The sequence below is a fragment of the Corynebacterium sp. FDAARGOS 1242 genome (assembly GCF_016889985.1).
Lineage (GTDB): Bacteria > Actinomycetota > Actinomycetes > Mycobacteriales > Mycobacteriaceae > Corynebacterium > Corynebacterium minutissimum_B.
This window is the reverse complement of sequence record NZ_CP069568.1, coordinates 2,149,476-2,163,982: the sequence shown is the minus strand read 5'-3', so window position 1 is coordinate 2,163,982 and position 14,507 is coordinate 2,149,476. Positions and strand designations below refer to the sequence as shown.

16 protein-coding genes and 1 pseudogene are annotated in these 14,507 nt (G+C 61.9%); 9 read left to right on the top strand and 8 right to left on the bottom strand.

Going from position 1 to position 14,507, the window contains the following annotated elements; all coding sequences use genetic code 11:
- Positions 1 to 92: 92 nt before the first annotated feature.
- From I6J72_RS10340 to I6J72_RS10330, 3 genes are all read right to left on the bottom strand, one after another.
- Positions 93 to 1,688 (bottom strand): ABC transporter substrate-binding protein, encoded by a 1,596-nt coding sequence (locus tag I6J72_RS10340; protein WP_204099115.1) that lies wholly within the window; start codon positions 1,686 to 1,688, stop codon positions 93 to 95.
- 221 nt (positions 1,689 to 1,909) lie between these two features.
- The gene (locus tag I6J72_RS10335) at positions 1,910 to 2,812 is read right to left on the bottom strand and encodes an alpha/beta fold hydrolase (RefSeq protein WP_204099114.1); all 903 of its coding nucleotides are present in this window, start codon (positions 2,810 to 2,812) and stop codon (positions 1,910 to 1,912) included.
- Positions 2,813 to 2,897: 85 nt separating this feature from the next.
- Positions 2,898 to 3,392, bottom strand: coding sequence for a phage holin family protein (locus I6J72_RS10330; protein ID WP_070670626.1), 495 nt, complete (start codon positions 3,390 to 3,392; stop codon positions 2,898 to 2,900).
- A gap of 105 nt (positions 3,393 to 3,497) precedes the next feature.
- Between I6J72_RS10330 and I6J72_RS10325 the strand changes: the two genes are divergently transcribed.
- Positions 3,498 to 4,187: an oxidoreductase gene (locus I6J72_RS10325; RefSeq protein WP_204099113.1), complete on the top strand. Its 690-nt coding sequence runs from the start codon at positions 3,498 to 3,500 to the stop codon at positions 4,185 to 4,187.
- A 15-nt stretch (positions 4,188 to 4,202) separates the two neighbouring features.
- Here I6J72_RS10325 and I6J72_RS10320 read toward each other — a convergent pair.
- The 5 genes and pseudogenes from I6J72_RS10320 to I6J72_RS10300 form a co-directional block, all read right to left on the bottom strand.
- Positions 4,203 to 4,490, bottom strand: a pseudogene (locus I6J72_RS10320) (HAD family hydrolase); the annotation flags it as partial.
- A gap of 20 nt (positions 4,491 to 4,510) precedes the next feature.
- Positions 4,511 to 5,992 (bottom strand): IS1634 family transposase, encoded by a 1,482-nt coding sequence (locus tag I6J72_RS10315; protein WP_204100505.1) that lies wholly within the window; start codon positions 5,990 to 5,992, stop codon positions 4,511 to 4,513.
- A gap of 77 nt (positions 5,993 to 6,069) precedes the next feature.
- Positions 6,070 to 6,858 (bottom strand): HAD family phosphatase, encoded by a 789-nt coding sequence (locus I6J72_RS10310; RefSeq protein WP_204099112.1) that lies wholly within the window; start codon positions 6,856 to 6,858, stop codon positions 6,070 to 6,072.
- Positions 6,859 to 7,199: 341 nt separating this feature from the next.
- Positions 7,200 to 9,092, bottom strand: coding sequence for a cation-translocating P-type ATPase (locus tag I6J72_RS10305; RefSeq protein WP_204099111.1), 1,893 nt, complete (start codon positions 9,090 to 9,092; stop codon positions 7,200 to 7,202).
- Complete coding sequence (locus I6J72_RS10300; protein WP_204099110.1) at positions 9,089 to 9,448, bottom strand: helix-turn-helix transcriptional regulator; 360 nt, start codon at positions 9,446 to 9,448, stop codon at positions 9,089 to 9,091. Before I6J72_RS10300 ends, I6J72_RS10305 begins: the two co-directional genes overlap by 4 nt.
- A gap of 186 nt (positions 9,449 to 9,634) precedes the next feature.
- On the opposite strand from I6J72_RS10300, the gene I6J72_RS10295 reads away from it, so the two are divergent.
- The 8 genes from I6J72_RS10295 (at position 9,635) to I6J72_RS10260 (ending at position 14,507) form a co-directional block, all read left to right on the top strand.
- The gene (locus I6J72_RS10295) at positions 9,635 to 9,835 is read left to right on the top strand and encodes a hypothetical protein (protein ID WP_070669691.1); all 201 of its coding nucleotides are present in this window, start codon (positions 9,635 to 9,637) and stop codon (positions 9,833 to 9,835) included.
- A gap of 329 nt (positions 9,836 to 10,164) precedes the next feature.
- Positions 10,165 to 11,184: a septum site-determining protein Ssd gene (gene ssd, locus I6J72_RS10290; RefSeq protein ID WP_070669692.1), complete on the top strand. Its 1,020-nt coding sequence runs from the start codon at positions 10,165 to 10,167 to the stop codon at positions 11,182 to 11,184.
- On the top strand, positions 11,181 to 12,317 hold the full coding sequence (locus tag I6J72_RS10285) for a TadA family conjugal transfer-associated ATPase (protein ID WP_070669693.1): 1,137 nt from the start codon (positions 11,181 to 11,183) through the stop codon (positions 12,315 to 12,317). Before ssd ends, I6J72_RS10285 begins: the two co-directional genes overlap by 4 nt.
- On the top strand, positions 12,314 to 13,063 hold the full coding sequence (locus tag I6J72_RS10280) for a type II secretion system F family protein (protein WP_204099109.1): 750 nt from the start codon (positions 12,314 to 12,316) through the stop codon (positions 13,061 to 13,063). The genes I6J72_RS10285 and I6J72_RS10280 overlap by 4 nt, the downstream gene beginning before the upstream one ends.
- Positions 13,060 to 13,614, top strand: a complete 555-nt coding sequence (locus tag I6J72_RS10275) for a type II secretion system F family protein (protein ID WP_204099108.1) — start codon at positions 13,060 to 13,062, stop codon at positions 13,612 to 13,614. Before I6J72_RS10280 ends, I6J72_RS10275 begins: the two co-directional genes overlap by 4 nt.
- Positions 13,615 to 13,654: 40 nt before the next feature.
- Positions 13,655 to 13,843 (top strand): DUF4244 domain-containing protein, encoded by a 189-nt coding sequence (locus I6J72_RS10270; protein ID WP_070669696.1) that lies wholly within the window; start codon positions 13,655 to 13,657, stop codon positions 13,841 to 13,843.
- Positions 13,843 to 14,166 carry a hypothetical protein gene (locus tag I6J72_RS10265; protein WP_204099107.1) on the top strand — a complete coding sequence of 108 codons (324 nt, stop codon included), beginning with the start codon at positions 13,843 to 13,845 and terminating at the stop codon, positions 14,164 to 14,166. The genes I6J72_RS10270 and I6J72_RS10265 overlap by 1 nt, the downstream gene beginning before the upstream one ends.
- Positions 14,163 to 14,507 carry an Rv3654c family TadE-like protein gene (locus tag I6J72_RS10260; RefSeq protein ID WP_204099106.1) on the top strand — a complete coding sequence of 115 codons (345 nt, stop codon included), beginning with the start codon at positions 14,163 to 14,165 and terminating at the stop codon, positions 14,505 to 14,507. The genes I6J72_RS10265 and I6J72_RS10260 overlap by 4 nt, the downstream gene beginning before the upstream one ends.

The following is a 14,507-nucleotide window of genomic DNA, read 5'->3' as shown; positions in this document are numbered from 1 at the left end:
GAGCGTTTCGAATCACACTTATGGGTAAAAACGTGGGGAGACCCCCGCTCCACCAAGGTTGCGGGGGTCCTAAGAAAAAGCCAGGGGAGGGCCTATTTCTTGGTGATGTTGTAGTACACCGGCTGGGACTTCCAGGAGAAGACGACATTGTCGACGTTCTCGGAGAAGCCACCGGTGGCGTTGGCGTACCACAGTGGGATGGCCGGCAGATCCTTGAACAGGACCTCCTGGGCCTCGATGTACTTCTTGTTGGCCTCGTCGTCGGACTTGGCGGTCAGGGCTTCGTCGAGAGCCTTGTCAAAGTCCGAGTTCGCGTAGTCGCCATCGTTGGAGGAGCCGCCGGTCCTGTAGAGCGGAGCAAGGAAGTTGCCTTGGCTCGGGTAGTCGGCCTGCCAGCCGGTGCGGAAAGCGGTCTTAATAGTGCGGTTGGTGACCTCATCGCGCAGGGACTTGAAGTCTGGGTACGGAGCGCCAACGGCCTCGATGCCGAGGGCGTTCTTGATGGAGTTGGTGGTGGCGTCTACCCAGCTCTTGTGGCCGCCGTCGGAGTTGTAGGCAATCTCCACGCTCGGGTTGTCCCACTTCTTGATCTTGTCTGCCTCTGCCCACAGCTTCTTGGCCTTCTCCGGGTCATATTCCAAGACCTCATTGCCCTTGATGTCCTCGGAGTAGCCCGGCAGAACCGGGGAGGTGAAGTCCTTGGCCGGGGTGCGGGTGCCCTTGAAGATGGTCTCGGTGATCTCCTCGCGGTTGATGGCGTGGGAGATGGCCTGGCGGCGCAGGGCGCCTTCCTCGCCGGAGAAGTGCTCAAGGTTTTCTCCCAGGGTGAAGGACTGGAACACGGCGGTCGGCTGGTTTACAGCGCGCTCACCGAGGTCAGTCTCGTAGACGTCGAAGGCGGCGTCCGGGATGGCGTCGAGGACATCCAGGTTGCCTGCCAGCAGGTCGGAGTAGGCCGCGTCCTGGGAGGCGTAGAAGACGAACTTGATGCCGTCATTCTGCGGGGTCTGGCCGCCCTTGTATTCCTCATTCGGAACGACGGTGGCGTCCTGGTTGTGGTTCCACTCGGACAGCTTGTACGGGCCGTTGGTGATCGGGTTCTGGCCGTACGCATCCATGTCGTCGTACGCAGACTCATGGAGCGGGTAGAACGCGGAGTAGCCCAGCTGTGCTGGGAAGTTCTGCTCCGGGCTGTTCAGGGCGATGGTGAAGGTGAGGTCGTCGACGACCTTGAGGCCCTCCAGCTTCTCGACGCCCTCCTTAAAGCCCTTGATGTTGGAGAAGAAGGAGGCATTGAGCTGGTCGTTAGCCACGGCGTAGTTCCACGCATCGACGAAGTTGTTCGCGGTGACCGGGGAGCCATCGGAGAAGGTGGACTCCTTGAGCTTGACGGTGAACTCGGTGTTGTCATCGTTCGGCTCGATAGACTCAGCGAGCTCGTTCTGCGCTTCACCGTCACCGTCGTAGTAGACGAGGCCGGAGTAGAGAGAGTCAACGATGCGGCCGCCGCCAACTTCATTGGTGTTGGCCGGAATCAGCGGGTTCTGCGGCTCGGAGCCGTTCACAACAATGATTCCGTCGCCGGAACCGGATGCAGCGGTGGAGCCGGAATTATCGCCGCCACAAGCCGCGAGTGTGAGCGGCAAGGTGGCAACGGAAACAACGGCAAGCGTCTTCTTGAGCGTCATGTGGGTCTTAGACCTCCGTGGTGCGAAAGATGTAGAAAACCTGTGGTTTGGTTTGTTATGAAGCTACCGTGTGTCGTGACTTACATACAAGGAATCGAAAAATATGTCCTGTGATAAAAGCTATAGTTTGCTAGGTATTCGCCGCCGACCTGCGTTTTCCTCGAAGAATGAAAATGTGCCCCACCCCCTGTGTGGGGTAGGGCACTGATTATTTATGTATGTTACGTACTTCGCATCCAGTGGATGAGGGTCTGCGCAAAACCAGACGGGTTTTCTAAGTAGGGTAGATTCTTCGTTCCGGGAATCGTCGTGGCGGTAAAACTCCCGCGACAGCGCTTTGCTGCGCGGCGGGCCACCGGTCGCCACAGCAATTGATCGGCATGGATGAACAACACCGGCGCGGCAACCGTAAGGTCGAGCCAACTCAACGGTACGACGGCCGTGCGCAGCCGGTGATTCCACAAAATGCCGCGACGCACATTGCCAATCTGGGAAGCGGCAATGCGCAAGCGCAGAGATTCCTCGCGCGCGTCTTCGCTGAAGGAACCGAGCGCATCGAGATCCATTTCCCGACGGTAGGCGGATTCGCGCATCAGCAACCGCGGCGTGCGCAGCCAACTCATGCGGCACAACGTCGCGCGCAGGAGTACCCACCCAAAGTCCCACGGGCGGGCAGCAATCGCGCGGCGCAGGTCAGCCGGGTGCGCGGCGGAAACAGATACCAGTCCTCGGACACGCTCAGGGCGCTCCGTCGCCAGCGCCCACGCCACCGCACCACCGGTATCAGCACCAACGAGGAAAGCATCGTCATGGCCTAGCGCCCGGATTGCCCCACTGACGTCTCCCACTGCGACACGAATATCTTGCCCAGGTTCCAGTGGAGGCTTATCCGACAGTCCGAAGCCGCGCATGTCGAGGGCGGCGACGTGGAAGCCGGCGTCGGCAAGCACTGCGATGACATCCCGAAAGTCGAACCATCCGCCAAAGGAGCCGTGCAACAGCACCACGAGGGGATTGTCTGGGTTGCCGGCAGTCGCGGCGTGGAGGCGGATGCCGCGCGTGTGGAGGAACTCGTGCTCAAAGGGGCCGTCGAGCTCCACCACGGACGGGGACAGGGACGTCATTGCTGCAGGCCTTTCAATAGACGAAATCCGCCCCTCGGGGGACGAGGGGCGGGGGTAAAGGGGGAAAGCGAAAGGACCCTAAAATTTAGGTGTAGAGGCCGCGCTCGATGGACTTCTCAGCTCGGCCCGGGACCAGCTTCTTGAGTTCCTTCGTGGACTCAATGGTCTTCTCCGGTGCCTTAACCTGCTTAACCTGCTTGAAACCGATAAAGGCCACAACGGCGGCGATGACCACCATGAGCAGGAAGACGATGAGGAACGCAGCCCAGCGGTCGAGCCACTTAGCTAGCAGCTCTGCGAGGAAGAAGAAAAAGAAGAAGGAGCTGTACAGCGCCACGGTGCCGGCGACGCCGAACATACCCGCGCCGATGCCGCCCTTCTTGGCGGAGGCGGCGAGCTCGGTCTTAGCCAGCTCCACCTCGGAGCGCACCAACTGGGACATCTGCTCGGTAGCGTTAGAGACCAGCTGGCCGATGGATGCTTCGCCGCGGCGGGAGGTATCGGCATCACTCAGGGGGATGCTGTCTACCTTCGGGGCGAACTGGTTGGACCCGTCAGTGAATAGTCCGTCGTTGCTCACGGTTAAAAACTCCTACTGTTTTGTCGCAATCTATATCGGCCATAGTAATGAACTTTTCAGAGTCCATGTGGTGCGGCCCGCATTTTTGGGTACGGCGTTATTGTAATGGGTATGCCTAGTTCTGACCTGCTGACCCCGCTGATGGCCCTATCCGGGGTGGAGGAGAACGCGGCGGCGGCAGTCAGTGCTATCGCCCGCGTGCACCGCCGGCCCGCGGGGTTGCGCAAGTTTGAGGTGATTTCCTCGGAGTCCCTGCTGCGCGGGGCACGGGCGTGCGCGGCAATCGATGGCGCGTCGCTCGCGCTTGCCGACGTCCCCCCAACCGTCAGCGCCTACTCCCTCCTTGCCCCCGAAGTGCAAGCCACGACGGTGCGCACCTTTGCGCGGGCTCCGCTGCAGGTCCTGGCTCGAATCGACGTCGCTTCGGGCGGGCCTGGCCGTCCCACCCAAGAACCCGCGGTGGCCCAGGCGTTGGCGCAGCTCATCACGCATGGAGCCGGCGTGGACTATGACCGCTTGCTGCCCGTCGTGCTGCACGCGGAGATTGCCGCGCGCGAGCTTTTTGGGGAGCGCAGCACTGTCGTGGCTCTCGTTGCCGCCCGCACCGCAGCGATTCATACCGGCTTCGATCCGCGCGGCTTCGCCGTGCCGGAAACCTACCTTAACCGCCACCGCGCCGCGTATCGCTCGGCACTGTCCACCTATGACGAGGCCCCTGCTGAGTTGCTCTCGCTGCTACTTCAGGCCTGGACCGCCGGCGCTAAAGAAGCCGACGGCATTGCCCGCGCGGCTTAAGCCTTAGGCCCGCATTTATTTGTTGCGTTGGCGCGCGAGCAGCACGCTACCGACGATGAGTGCCGCAATCCCCGCCAACACCGCCGAGCCAATCCCAAACTCGCGGGCACTCGGCGGGGTGAAAAGCGGCACAGGGTCTTTAAATGTACGGGTCTCCCAGCCGTTATCTGCGGCATGTTTCTTCAGGAGCCGATCCGGGTTGACTGCCACCGGGTGCCCAACCTGCTTGAGCATCGGGATATCTGTGGCCGAATCCGAGTATGCGTAGGAAGCGTCCTTGTCCACGCCAAGCTTCTGTGCCATGCGCCCTGACTTAGGCCACTTTAGTGCGGAAGTTCGCGGCCGGTGATTGCTTGGATGGTGGCGGTGATATCGGGCGGGAGTGGTATGGCGGCGTGGATGGTTTCGCCACCAATGTTGAGTTCAAAGCTGCGGTATTTCTTGAGTGTTCTCACCAGGCGTTTGATGGATTGACCACTGCGGGTCTCCATCAGGTGGGCCACGGCTAGTGCTGCCATCACAATATTGAGATGTGCTGTGATCGAGTCTTGTTTCCTGGCGTAGATTGGGCGTGCTTTCAGGTCTGATTTCGACATCCGAAACGATTTCTCAATGTTAAATAGCCTGCGGTAATGCCCGATAACCTCACTAGCGTCAAGAGCGGTCAGGTCGGTTTCATAACCTTTTATTCCGGCTAGGGCTCGGTGTTTGGCAGCAAGAGCGTAGTTGACCTTCTTGTTCGGGGCGGAAAGATCGATATAGCGGTTACGCTTGATAGCGATATCGCCGTCAACAGCGCGTTTAGCTTTTGCAACTTGCTCTTTGATTCCGCGCAGGCTGCGCCTAGCCCGATCGTGAGAGTACTGGTAATGCGTCACCGTATTCGGGGTTGTGTGTTTGCGCCCATCGCTTGCCGAGGCTTGTGTCCAGATCTGGCCGTGGGTGTAGTCTTCACCGGGGTTTTCCCGCCGCCAGGTTTCAATCACCTCAGGCACGGTGGGGGTTTTCACCGACAAAATGTAGTGCAGACCTGCATCTATCAATGCTTGTTTGTTCGCCGCGGAGAACATGCCTGCATCAGCAACGACGGTGACCTCGTCGAGCTGGTAGGCCTCTTGGAACCGTGTGATCATCGGCAGCATCGTGTGGGTTTCTGCAGAGTTGCCAGCAAACGCGCCCACATGCAATGGAAACCCAGTGGCATCAGTAAGCAGCCCGACAAGGATTTGTGGCTCTACACGGCGCTCTTTGGAAAACCCGGGTTTGCGAAGCTCATCAGGAGTATCGGTTTCAAAGTACAAGGTGGTCACGTCGTACAAGATGAAAGTACCTGGCCCGATACCTGCATGATGGGCCAACGCTTGGGTTAGTATCTCTCCGAACGATTCGGTGGCGAAGGAGGAAAGACGCCTCTGGATGGTGCGGTAGCTTGCGCTGGTGATGCCAACCTCGGCAAGAGTCTCGATGGAATCCAGCTTTGAGCCAGGATTAATCAACCGGGCACGCACCAGATCGCGAAACACCGGATCATCACCGCTTGCTGCAGCAAGACCTAACTCGTTGAAACACGCATCAATACAGTCCAGTAAGTATCCGGCCCGCTGACCGACTACCGGCAGCGGGTTGGAAACGCTGCCTGTTGCCGGTGCGATGTGTTTCACCTCGCCGAAGTCCAATGCCAGTTGGTCACCATCGACGATGCGTTGAGCTTCAGCTCTTAAAAGTGCAAGCTCAGACTCTGAATGCGCTGAGCCGACATGCTTCATCCTTTTCGCACCTTTGCGTTCAGAGAACACCACCTGCACCGCCATCGCCCCAGAAGCGGTCTTGACAGTGCGAATATAAGGACTCACAAAAATCAGACTACTGAACACCCCCGGCACTACCCACTTAGTGCGGAAAAATTCCTACCCACCGACGAAAACCAACAGGTTACAGTGTCAAGAGTGACGTTACTCACCCACCCATGACCTAAGTCAGGTTTAAATGTACGGGTCTCCCAGCCGTTATCTGCGGCATGTTTCTTCAGGAGCCGATCCGGGTTGACTGCCACCGGGTGCCCAACCTGCTTGAGCATCGGGATATCTGTGGCCGAATCCGAGTATGCGTAGGAAGCGTCCTTGTCCACGCCAAGCTTCTGTGCCATGCGCTCTAGCGCCTCGGCCTTCGCGGCGCCTTTGCAGTAGAAAAGAATCTCCCCGGTAAACCGGCCATTCTCTTCCGCCAATTCAGTGGCCACGACGTGTTCAATCCCCAACTCCTCGGCGATGGGCCTGACCAGCACGCTTGCCGACGCCGAAATGATCACCACCTCATGGCCCTTTTCGCGATGCACAGCAATGAGATCGCGTGCCTCGGCATAAATGGTGGGGGTAACCACCGTGTGCATTGTTTCCACCGCGATGTCGTGGACCTTCTGTACCGACCAGCCGGCCACCATGGCGGCAAGCTGATCCCGTGTGGCATCCATATGTTCGCTACTGTGCCCGGCAAGCATATAGCTCGCCTTGGCCAGCGATAACTGCAGTGCTTCAATGTGAGTAATGAGCCCGTTGTGCATGAACTCCCGGCCAAAAGCGTAGGCCGAGGAGGTGGCGATGATGGTCTTGTCCAAGTCGAAGAACGCGGCCACGCGAGCGTTGCCGCTGGGCGTAGAAAAGTGTTCGGTCATGGAGTGCACCTTGCCGGTATCTGTGCGAGCTACTGTGCTCATCGTAGCCTCTCAGCAGCAGAAATCGGGCGCGCAGTGACGTTCTTAAAAGATTCTCAAGGAATGTTGCCTCAAGCTGTTGTCATCTTTTCCAAGCCGTGCCATAATGTGTGATGCAAGGCCCCGATATACAGTGCGGCCTGCCCCGGCGCACCCCCCGATGCCGGGTTACAGATGGCCCGCGCACACCCCCCCGAGGCGCGGGCCATCACCTATTTCTGCCGAAACGGCGGTTGCCCGTTTTCAAAGCCCCAAACTCATAGATCAAAGGGGTTAGGCCATAACACTCGCCGGTCGCAGCCTCAGCGCTTCGTTCGTGCGGCGCGCAGACCGTTCAAGATCACGATGACCTCGGCAACCTCGTGGACCAACACCACGGCCGCCAGGCCCAGCACGCCGGTGATCGCCAGTGGCATCAACACGATGATGATGGCCAGAGACAGCACGATGTTTTGGTTGATGATCCTGCTGCCTCGGCGGGCGTGCTGCAATGCCTTCGGGATCAGCCGGAGGTCGTGGCCGGTGAAGGCGACGTCGGCGGACTCGATCGCGGCGTCAGAGCCGGTCGCTCCCATCGCTATGCCTACCGTCGCGCCCGCCAGTGCCGGCGCGTCGTTGATGCCGTCGCCGATCATCGCCGTCGGCGTCTTGGAGGAGAATTCGGCGACGATGCTTGCCTTGTCCTCCGGGCGCAGCTCGGCGCGCACGTCGTCGATTCCGGCGATTTCAGCCAACGCCCGGGCGGTGCGAGTGTTGTCGCCGGTGAGCATGCTTACTTCCACGTCGTTGGCGTGCAGGGCCTGTACGGCTTCGGGCACCTCGGGGCGCAACTCGTCGCGGACCCCGATCGCCCCGGCGAGAGCGTCATCGACGGTGACAAGGACGCAGGTCTGGCCCTCGGACTCCATGCGCTCAACGTCCGCTTTCAGTGGCCCGGCGTCGATCCACCGGGGGCTGCCCACCAGCACGCGTCGACCTTCGACGGTGCCGCCGATGCCATGCCCAGCTTCCTCGCTGATGTCCAGGGCGGCAGGCGCTTCGGGCTCCGCTGCCGCGATCGCCGCGGCGAGGGGGTGCGTCGATTGCTGCTCAACTGCCGCCGCGAAAGCAAGCACCTGCGCCCGATCGAATCCCTCTGCCGGGACCACTCCGGTAACCTCAGGCTGGTTGCGGGTAAGGGTTCCGGTTTTGTCCACTGCCAGGTGACGGATGCCGCCGAGTCGCTCGAACGCCGCGCCGGACTTGATGACCACTCCGAACTGGCTGGCCGCGCCGATCGCGGCCACGACCGTCAGCGGCACGGAGATTGCCAGCGCGCACGGCGACGCTGCGACCAGGACTACCAGCGCACGGGTGATCCACGTCTCGGGGTCGCCCAGCAGCGAGCCGATCACGCCGACTAGCACCGCCAGGATCATCACCCCGGGCACTAGGGGTTGGGCAATCCGGTCGGCGATCCGGGCGCGGTCGCCCTTTTCCGCCTGCGCTTGCTCGACTAGGTCCACGAGTGTGGTCAGCGAGTTGTCCGTTCCAGCTGCGGTCGTCTCGACCTCCAGCACACCGGCGGAGTTGATCGCTCCCGCGGGCACTTCGTCGCCGGGCGCAACCTCCTCCGGAATGGATTCTCCGGTGATCGCTGAGGTGTCAAGGCTGGAGCGCCCAGACCGAATGATGCCGTCCGTGGCGATCCGCTCTCCGGGGCGCACGAGCATCAGTTCGCCAGCCACGAGGTCCTTCGCTGCGACCTCGACTGACGTGCCGTCGCGCAGCACCGTCGCGGTCTGCGGTACCAACTTCAACAGTGCCCGCAGTCCGCCCTGGGCCCGGTCCATAGCCTTGTCTTCCAGTGCCTCGGCGATCGAGTACAGGAACGCTAGCGCCGCGGCCTCTCCGACGTAACCGAGGATCACTGCACCGACCGCGCTGATTGTCATCAGCAAGCCAATGCCGAGCTTGCGCTTCGTAACAAGGTTCCGGATCGCTCCAGGCGCGAACGTGTAAGCGCCCAACAGCAGGCTAATCCAATACAGTACCGTCGCGGGTGTCTTCAAGTCGGACCAGTCCAGCGCCAGTCCTGTTATGAGGGCTACGCCGGAGAATATCGGCAGCAGCAATTCTGGGTCCTTCCACCATGGCCGATCGAGCTCTTCGGTCTCCGTGGCGGGTTCGTGTTCGCAACCACACGCCGAGGTCATGCGTCCGTTCCTTCCTCGCTGCAGCCGGGCACCGAGCACTCAGGGTCAATGCACGGGGCGTTTTCGTCGACAGCTAGCGTCGCGTCTACCAGAGCGGCGAGTGCCGCCGCGAGGTGCGGATCGGCGATCTCGTAGCGGGTCTTACGGCCTTCTGGCTCGGCGACGACGATGCCACAGTCGCGCAAGCAGGTCAGGTGGTTCGAGACGTTCGGGCGGGTCAGATCCAGGTCGCGCGAGAGCACAGCCGGGTAGCTCGGGCCGTCGAGTAGGGTCATTAGAATTCGGGAACGCGTCGGATCAGCCATGGCCCGGCCGAGCCGGTTCATGACGTCGAGGCGTGAAGCAATAGTCAGCATGTACTGAACTATACAGCGAGTGCTGAACTATATCAAAGTGTGAAGAACCCGCCGCTCGCTCTGTCGATACCGGCGACGGTCGTCAGCAGCCCGCGACAACCGCGGCAACCGGCAGGAACTGCCTACGTTTTGCGCATCGGCTAAGCTGCCTTTCCGCCGTATAAAGCGCAAAAAGGAGCAGTTGACGTGACAGATTCGTTGGGTGCGCAGAAGATCCGTCGCGCCGCGCTGATCCTCATCCCGGCCATCGCCGCGTTCAACCTGTCCGCAGCCAAGGAAGTGTGGGAGGCCTCCCGTGAGGAGTACGACTCCGTCGAGGACGCCTTCGCCGATGAAAGTGCGAAACTGCTAATCATTTCACACTCTAATTCTCACTTTGGAGGTTAATCGGCGAATAAGGGCAGGTAGTGAAAGTGCGAAATGTGATCGGCTTTCATTCGCAGATTGACACTTTGATTCTCAGTTTGGCGCAAAGTGGGAATCTCAGACTGCATCCGGGTAGTGCGCCAGGGCCGGGTGTCGGACGCAGCGTGCGACCCCGAATCTCTTCTTATGCTTCGTTTGGGGCTCTAGGTCGCCACCAGAGCCCCGAGTTTCACAGGGCATTTGTTGAAGAGCTAACTAAAGCAGCCGAAAAGTGCAGTTTCGGCATGAGTTATCCACAGGCAGCAAAGTGACCCTAGCGCCCGTGCGGTGCGCTCGCGCATGCTTCAGGCATGAGCACATTCCACCTTCTTATCGCCGTTGGAGACTCGGCCTTGCGAGCTGAAGCGGCCTCCACCGCTGCGGCCAGTACTGCTGAGGTCAGCACCGTTGAGGACCCGCGTGATTTCCCGCGCTACCTGCCCAAAGTAGATGCGGTCCTCGCGGATTCGCTGACGGCAGGCCTCGTGGAGGGCCACCCGCGGGTCTACTTTTTGACACCCGACCCAGGGCCTATCGACTATGAAGCGGCACTGCGCTGCCATGCTGCTGCGGCATTTATCCTTCCTGCGCAATCGAAGGAACTGTTAGCGGCCCTTGCCGCTGATACCCACCCCGAGACACAGGCGGCTGCCGCGGGGTTGACCATTGCGGTGACCGGATCCGCTGGTGGGGTGGGTGCTTCCACACTGGCGGCAGCGCTGGCGCGCCACGCTAGGGCGGCTTTGCTCGTCGATGCCGCGCCCTTGTCCGGTGGTCTCGACCTCCTGCTGGGAATGGAGAATAAACCCGGCGCGCGCTGGCCGGACCTGGCAGCAGGAACGGGGACGGTGGACCCGGGTGACCTCGCTCGTGCTCTGCCCACCACGCCAGATGGCATCGCGGTGCTTGCAGCAGCACGTACCACCAGCGCCGGTGCCACCAAGCTCAGCGCCACGCGGCGCGCGGCGATACTGCAGGCAGCCTGCGCGCACCCAGGAGTCGTCGTGGTGGATTGCCCGCCGTGGGATGTTCCGGATGCCGCAGACCACGTCGTCGTGGTGACCGCGGCAGAAGTGCGGGCGGCTGCTGCATGCGCGGAGATCGTCGCTGAACTGCGGGCGCGGCCTAAGGACTGCTCCGTGGTGCTGCGGCATAGGCAGTGGTCGGGGATTGATAAGGGGGACGTCGCCAAGCTCACGCACGCTGACCCCGTCGCACAGCTGCCAACAGTGCGCGGCCTAACCCGCGCGGTGGAAACTGGCGGACTTCCGCAGCGTCTGCCGCGCTCGCTCGCCCGTGCCGCGCGGGATATTTGGGAGGCGGTGGCATGAGTCTTATCGATACGATGCGCACCATCGTGGCCACAGAGCCACAGCTTGCGCACGATGCGTCGGCGCTGGCCCGTCGGATTAGGGAAGAAGCCGGCGTCATTAGTGATGTCGACGTGTTCGATCTCTTACAGCGCCTTCGCCACGATTCCTTGGGGTTGGGATTACTGGAGCCGGTGCTGTCCCTGCCGGGGCTTACCGACGTCGTCGTCAACGGCCCCGACTCCTGCTTCGTGGACTGCGGCCACGGATTGCAGCCCAAGGAGGTCGGTTTTAGCGATGACGCAGAGGTACGTCAGCTCGCAACGCGGCTGGCAGCGGTTGCCGGTGTGCGGCTTGATGATGCGCAACCGTTTGCCGATGGCCGCCTAACCCGCCCCGACGGCACCCGCATTCGCCTTCATGCGCTGTTGGCACCGCCCTCAGCAAGCGGGACGTGCATCAGCCTGCGCGTGCTGCGCCAAGCCCAGACGAGCCTGGCGCAGCTCGTGGCTAACGGCAGCATTGACTCGGGGGTGGAGGGGCTGCTGCGGGGGATCGTCGATAAGCGCGCGTCCTTCCTCGTCACCGGCGGTACCGGTTCGGGCAAGACGACGCTGCTTGCGGCACTTTTGGGCTGCGTGCCGGCGACCGAGCGTCTGCTCATTATTGAGGACACCCCGGAGCTTGCCCCGGCACATCCGCATGTGGTGACGCTGGTGTCGCGCCGGGCTAATGCAGAAGGTAGGGGTGAGATTTCGATGTCGCTCTTGTTGCGCCAGGCGCTGCGCATGCGTCCAGACCGCATTGTGGTGGGTGAAATCCGTGGCGCGGAGGTTGTCGAGCTGCTCGCCGCGCTCAACACCGGACACGATGGTGGCGCTGGCACGGTCCATGCCAATTCCGTCGATGAGGTACCTGCACGCATGGAAGCGTTAGCGGCGCTTGGCGGGTTGGACCGGGTGGCTTTGCATTCGCAGCTGGCTGCCGCAGTGCACGTGGTACTGGGGATGGAGCGCGGCCCAGAAGGCCGGCGCTTGGCCCACATCGGTGTACTGGAGGGCAACCCCGTGCGACCCCGGCTGGTGTGGACCGCTGATGGTGGGCCGCGCGCCGGGTTTAACGAGTTGTGTGCGCGGATGGGAGTTCAACCATGATGTGGCTATATCTCGCCGCTGCATGCCTGTTGTCCCCACCTGGGGCGGTGTCGCGCCTGGCAACACCGAAGGCGCGCTCGATGGCACCTGCTGTGCTATTCCTCGGCGTGGGATGCTGCGTCTTCTTCGGCAGGCCCACCGTGGTGATAGCTGCCGGCTGCATCTTGGCCTGTGTGCTGTGGTTCGCTAATGATCTCGCCTCCGCCCGGCGTGAGCGCCGCGGTGCTAAGGCCCTAGCTTCCTATTTCGGCACTATTGCCGCGGAGCTGCGCGCTGGTTCTACTACTGCGAATGCCTTGCGTCGTGGCACGGACTCGTTACCCGACGCCACACCGGAGCACCTCCGCAGCGCGCTAAGCACCGCAGCTGGCCTCGCCGCACAGGGCGGGTCACCGTCGGTCGCTCTCACCACGCCGGAACTGTCCCGTTTCACTGCGCTGTTGAATGTCTCCGGCCACCACGGTGTTGCATTGGCTGACCTAATGGAACAGGCTCAAAGTCAGCTCGACACAGCCCAGCGCCACGCCCGGGAAACCGCCGCCTCCTTGCAGGGACCGCAAGCCACGGCAGTGGTCCTGGCGTGTCTTCCGGTGGCCGGAATCCTTATGGGTGGGGCCATGGGGGCGGATTCCCTGGGGTTCCTCGTGGGCGGTGGAGTGGGCGGCGTGCTTCTCGACGTCGGCGTGGCCCTCGTCTGCGCCGGCTTTTGCTGGTCACGCCTCATCCTGCGAAAGGCTGCGCAATGACTCCGACAACCTATGTTGCCACCGCACTTCTCGCCGCAGCATTGGCTGTTGCTACTGCTGCTCCCGCGGGCCGCGTAGGGGTGGGAGGGACACGCACACCACGGCCGAAAACTCCGCGCGATGGGCCCGACTACGGTCCGCTCGATGCCGCGAGCGACCTGGAGCTTTTTGCCGCCTGCTTGGAGGCTGGCCTGTCTCCACGCACGGCTGTCGTAGCGGTGGCCGAGGCTTCCCCCACGTGGTCAGAGGCAGCTGCACTTATCGGAGTGGGAGTCCCGATGAGTAGCGCCTGGCAGGCCTTAGCCGCACAGAAGAACTTGGAGGAGCTCGTGCGGCTGGCGAAGCTTTCTGGGGACTCCGGTACAGCTATGGCTTCTGGGTGTCACCGCCTGGTGGCACAGTTGCGCGCCGATGCTGCGGCGCAGGCAACCGCGAAGGCGGAGCGCGCTGGCGTGTTCATCGCCGCGCCGCTCGCCGTCTGTTTCTTACCCGCCTTCCTGGTCCTCGGGCTGGTGCCCGTCATCATCAGTCTGGGCCAGCAACTTCTTTAAAAACACACCACACAACACAACACGAAAGATAGGTACAATCATGCAGAAAACACTCGATAACAAGGCAAAACTCCTTAATGAAGACGGGATGTCGACGATTGAGTACGCCATGGGTTCGCTCGCAGCAGCCGCCCTTGCCGCGGTGCTCTACGCCGTGATCAACGGCGGCCAAGTGAGCAGCGCTATCACGTCCATCATCACCGACGCGCTTTCCAATACCCCGGTCTAATGCAGATGCTTGACGACGCCGGCTCCGTCACCATCGAGGCCGCCCTCGCTCTCGCCTCGCTCGTCATCGTGGCCGCGGGAATCGTGGGCGGTATAGCGACGCTGTCTGCCCACCTCGCTGCCGTTGATGCGGCGGGTGCTGCTGCGCGAGCCGCTGCTATCGGGGTGGATTACCAGCGCGAGGGAGTCACGGTCACCATTACTGAATCCTCCGGCCTGGTTACGGCGCATGCAGCCGTCCCAGCGCCTTTGGGAACGATGCGCGCGCAGGCGGTCTTTCCTGCGGAGATCGGAGCGGGTAGAGACCCAGGAGCGCAGCCGTGAGGCGTCGTCAGCGCAGCTGGAAGCGGGCTCTGGCAGGTGACGACGGCTATGCCACCGTCGTCACCGCCGGGATCATCGCCGCTGTCGCCTCGCTGCTGTTGGCGGTTGCAGCAGTCGGTTCTGCCGTTGCTGCACGCCACGCAGCGCAAGTAGCGGCGGACCTCGCAGCGGTGGCCGGTGCGTGGGATCTGGCCAAGGGCAGGGACGCCTGCTCGAAAGCTGAGGAGGTTGCCGCTTTAAATAACGCACGCCTTGACACCTGTGCTGTTGATGACCGCGACGTTGAAGTGACCACGCTGATACGCGGCCGTAGTGCCATCGCCCGCGCTGGCCCAATCTGA

Excerpts from the sequence above, each read along its gene's own strand:
- I6J72_RS10335 (WP_204099114.1), bottom strand. The coding sequence starts at position 2,812 with ATGACGTCCCTGTCCCCGTCCGTGGTGGAGCTCGACGGCCCCTTTGAG.
- I6J72_RS10310 (WP_204099112.1), bottom strand. The coding sequence starts at position 6,858 with ATGACCGAACACTTTTCTACGCCCAGCGGCAACGCTCGCGTGGCCGCG.
- I6J72_RS10280 (WP_204099109.1), top strand. The coding sequence starts at position 12,314 with ATGATGTGGCTATATCTCGCCGCTGCATGCCTGTTGTCCCCACCTGGG.
- I6J72_RS10305 (WP_204099111.1), bottom strand. The coding sequence starts at position 9,092 with ATGACCTCGGCGTGTGGTTGCGAACACGAACCCGCCACGGAGACCGAA.
- I6J72_RS10270 (WP_070669696.1), top strand. The coding sequence starts at position 13,655 with ATGCAGAAAACACTCGATAACAAGGCAAAACTCCTTAATGAAGACGGG.
- I6J72_RS10265 (WP_204099107.1), top strand. The coding sequence starts at position 13,843 with ATGCAGATGCTTGACGACGCCGGCTCCGTCACCATCGAGGCCGCCCTC.
- I6J72_RS10325 (WP_204099113.1), top strand. The coding sequence starts at position 3,498 with ATGGGTATGCCTAGTTCTGACCTGCTGACCCCGCTGATGGCCCTATCC.
- I6J72_RS10275 (WP_204099108.1), top strand. The coding sequence starts at position 13,060 with ATGACTCCGACAACCTATGTTGCCACCGCACTTCTCGCCGCAGCATTG.
- I6J72_RS10340 (WP_204099115.1), bottom strand. The coding sequence starts at position 1,688 with ATGACGCTCAAGAAGACGCTTGCCGTTGTTTCCGTTGCCACCTTGCCG.
- I6J72_RS10285 (WP_070669693.1), top strand. The coding sequence starts at position 11,181 with ATGAGTCTTATCGATACGATGCGCACCATCGTGGCCACAGAGCCACAG.
- ssd (WP_070669692.1), top strand. The coding sequence starts at position 10,165 with ATGAGCACATTCCACCTTCTTATCGCCGTTGGAGACTCGGCCTTGCGA.
- I6J72_RS10300 (WP_204099110.1), bottom strand. The coding sequence starts at position 9,448 with ATGCTGACTATTGCTTCACGCCTCGACGTCATGAACCGGCTCGGCCGG.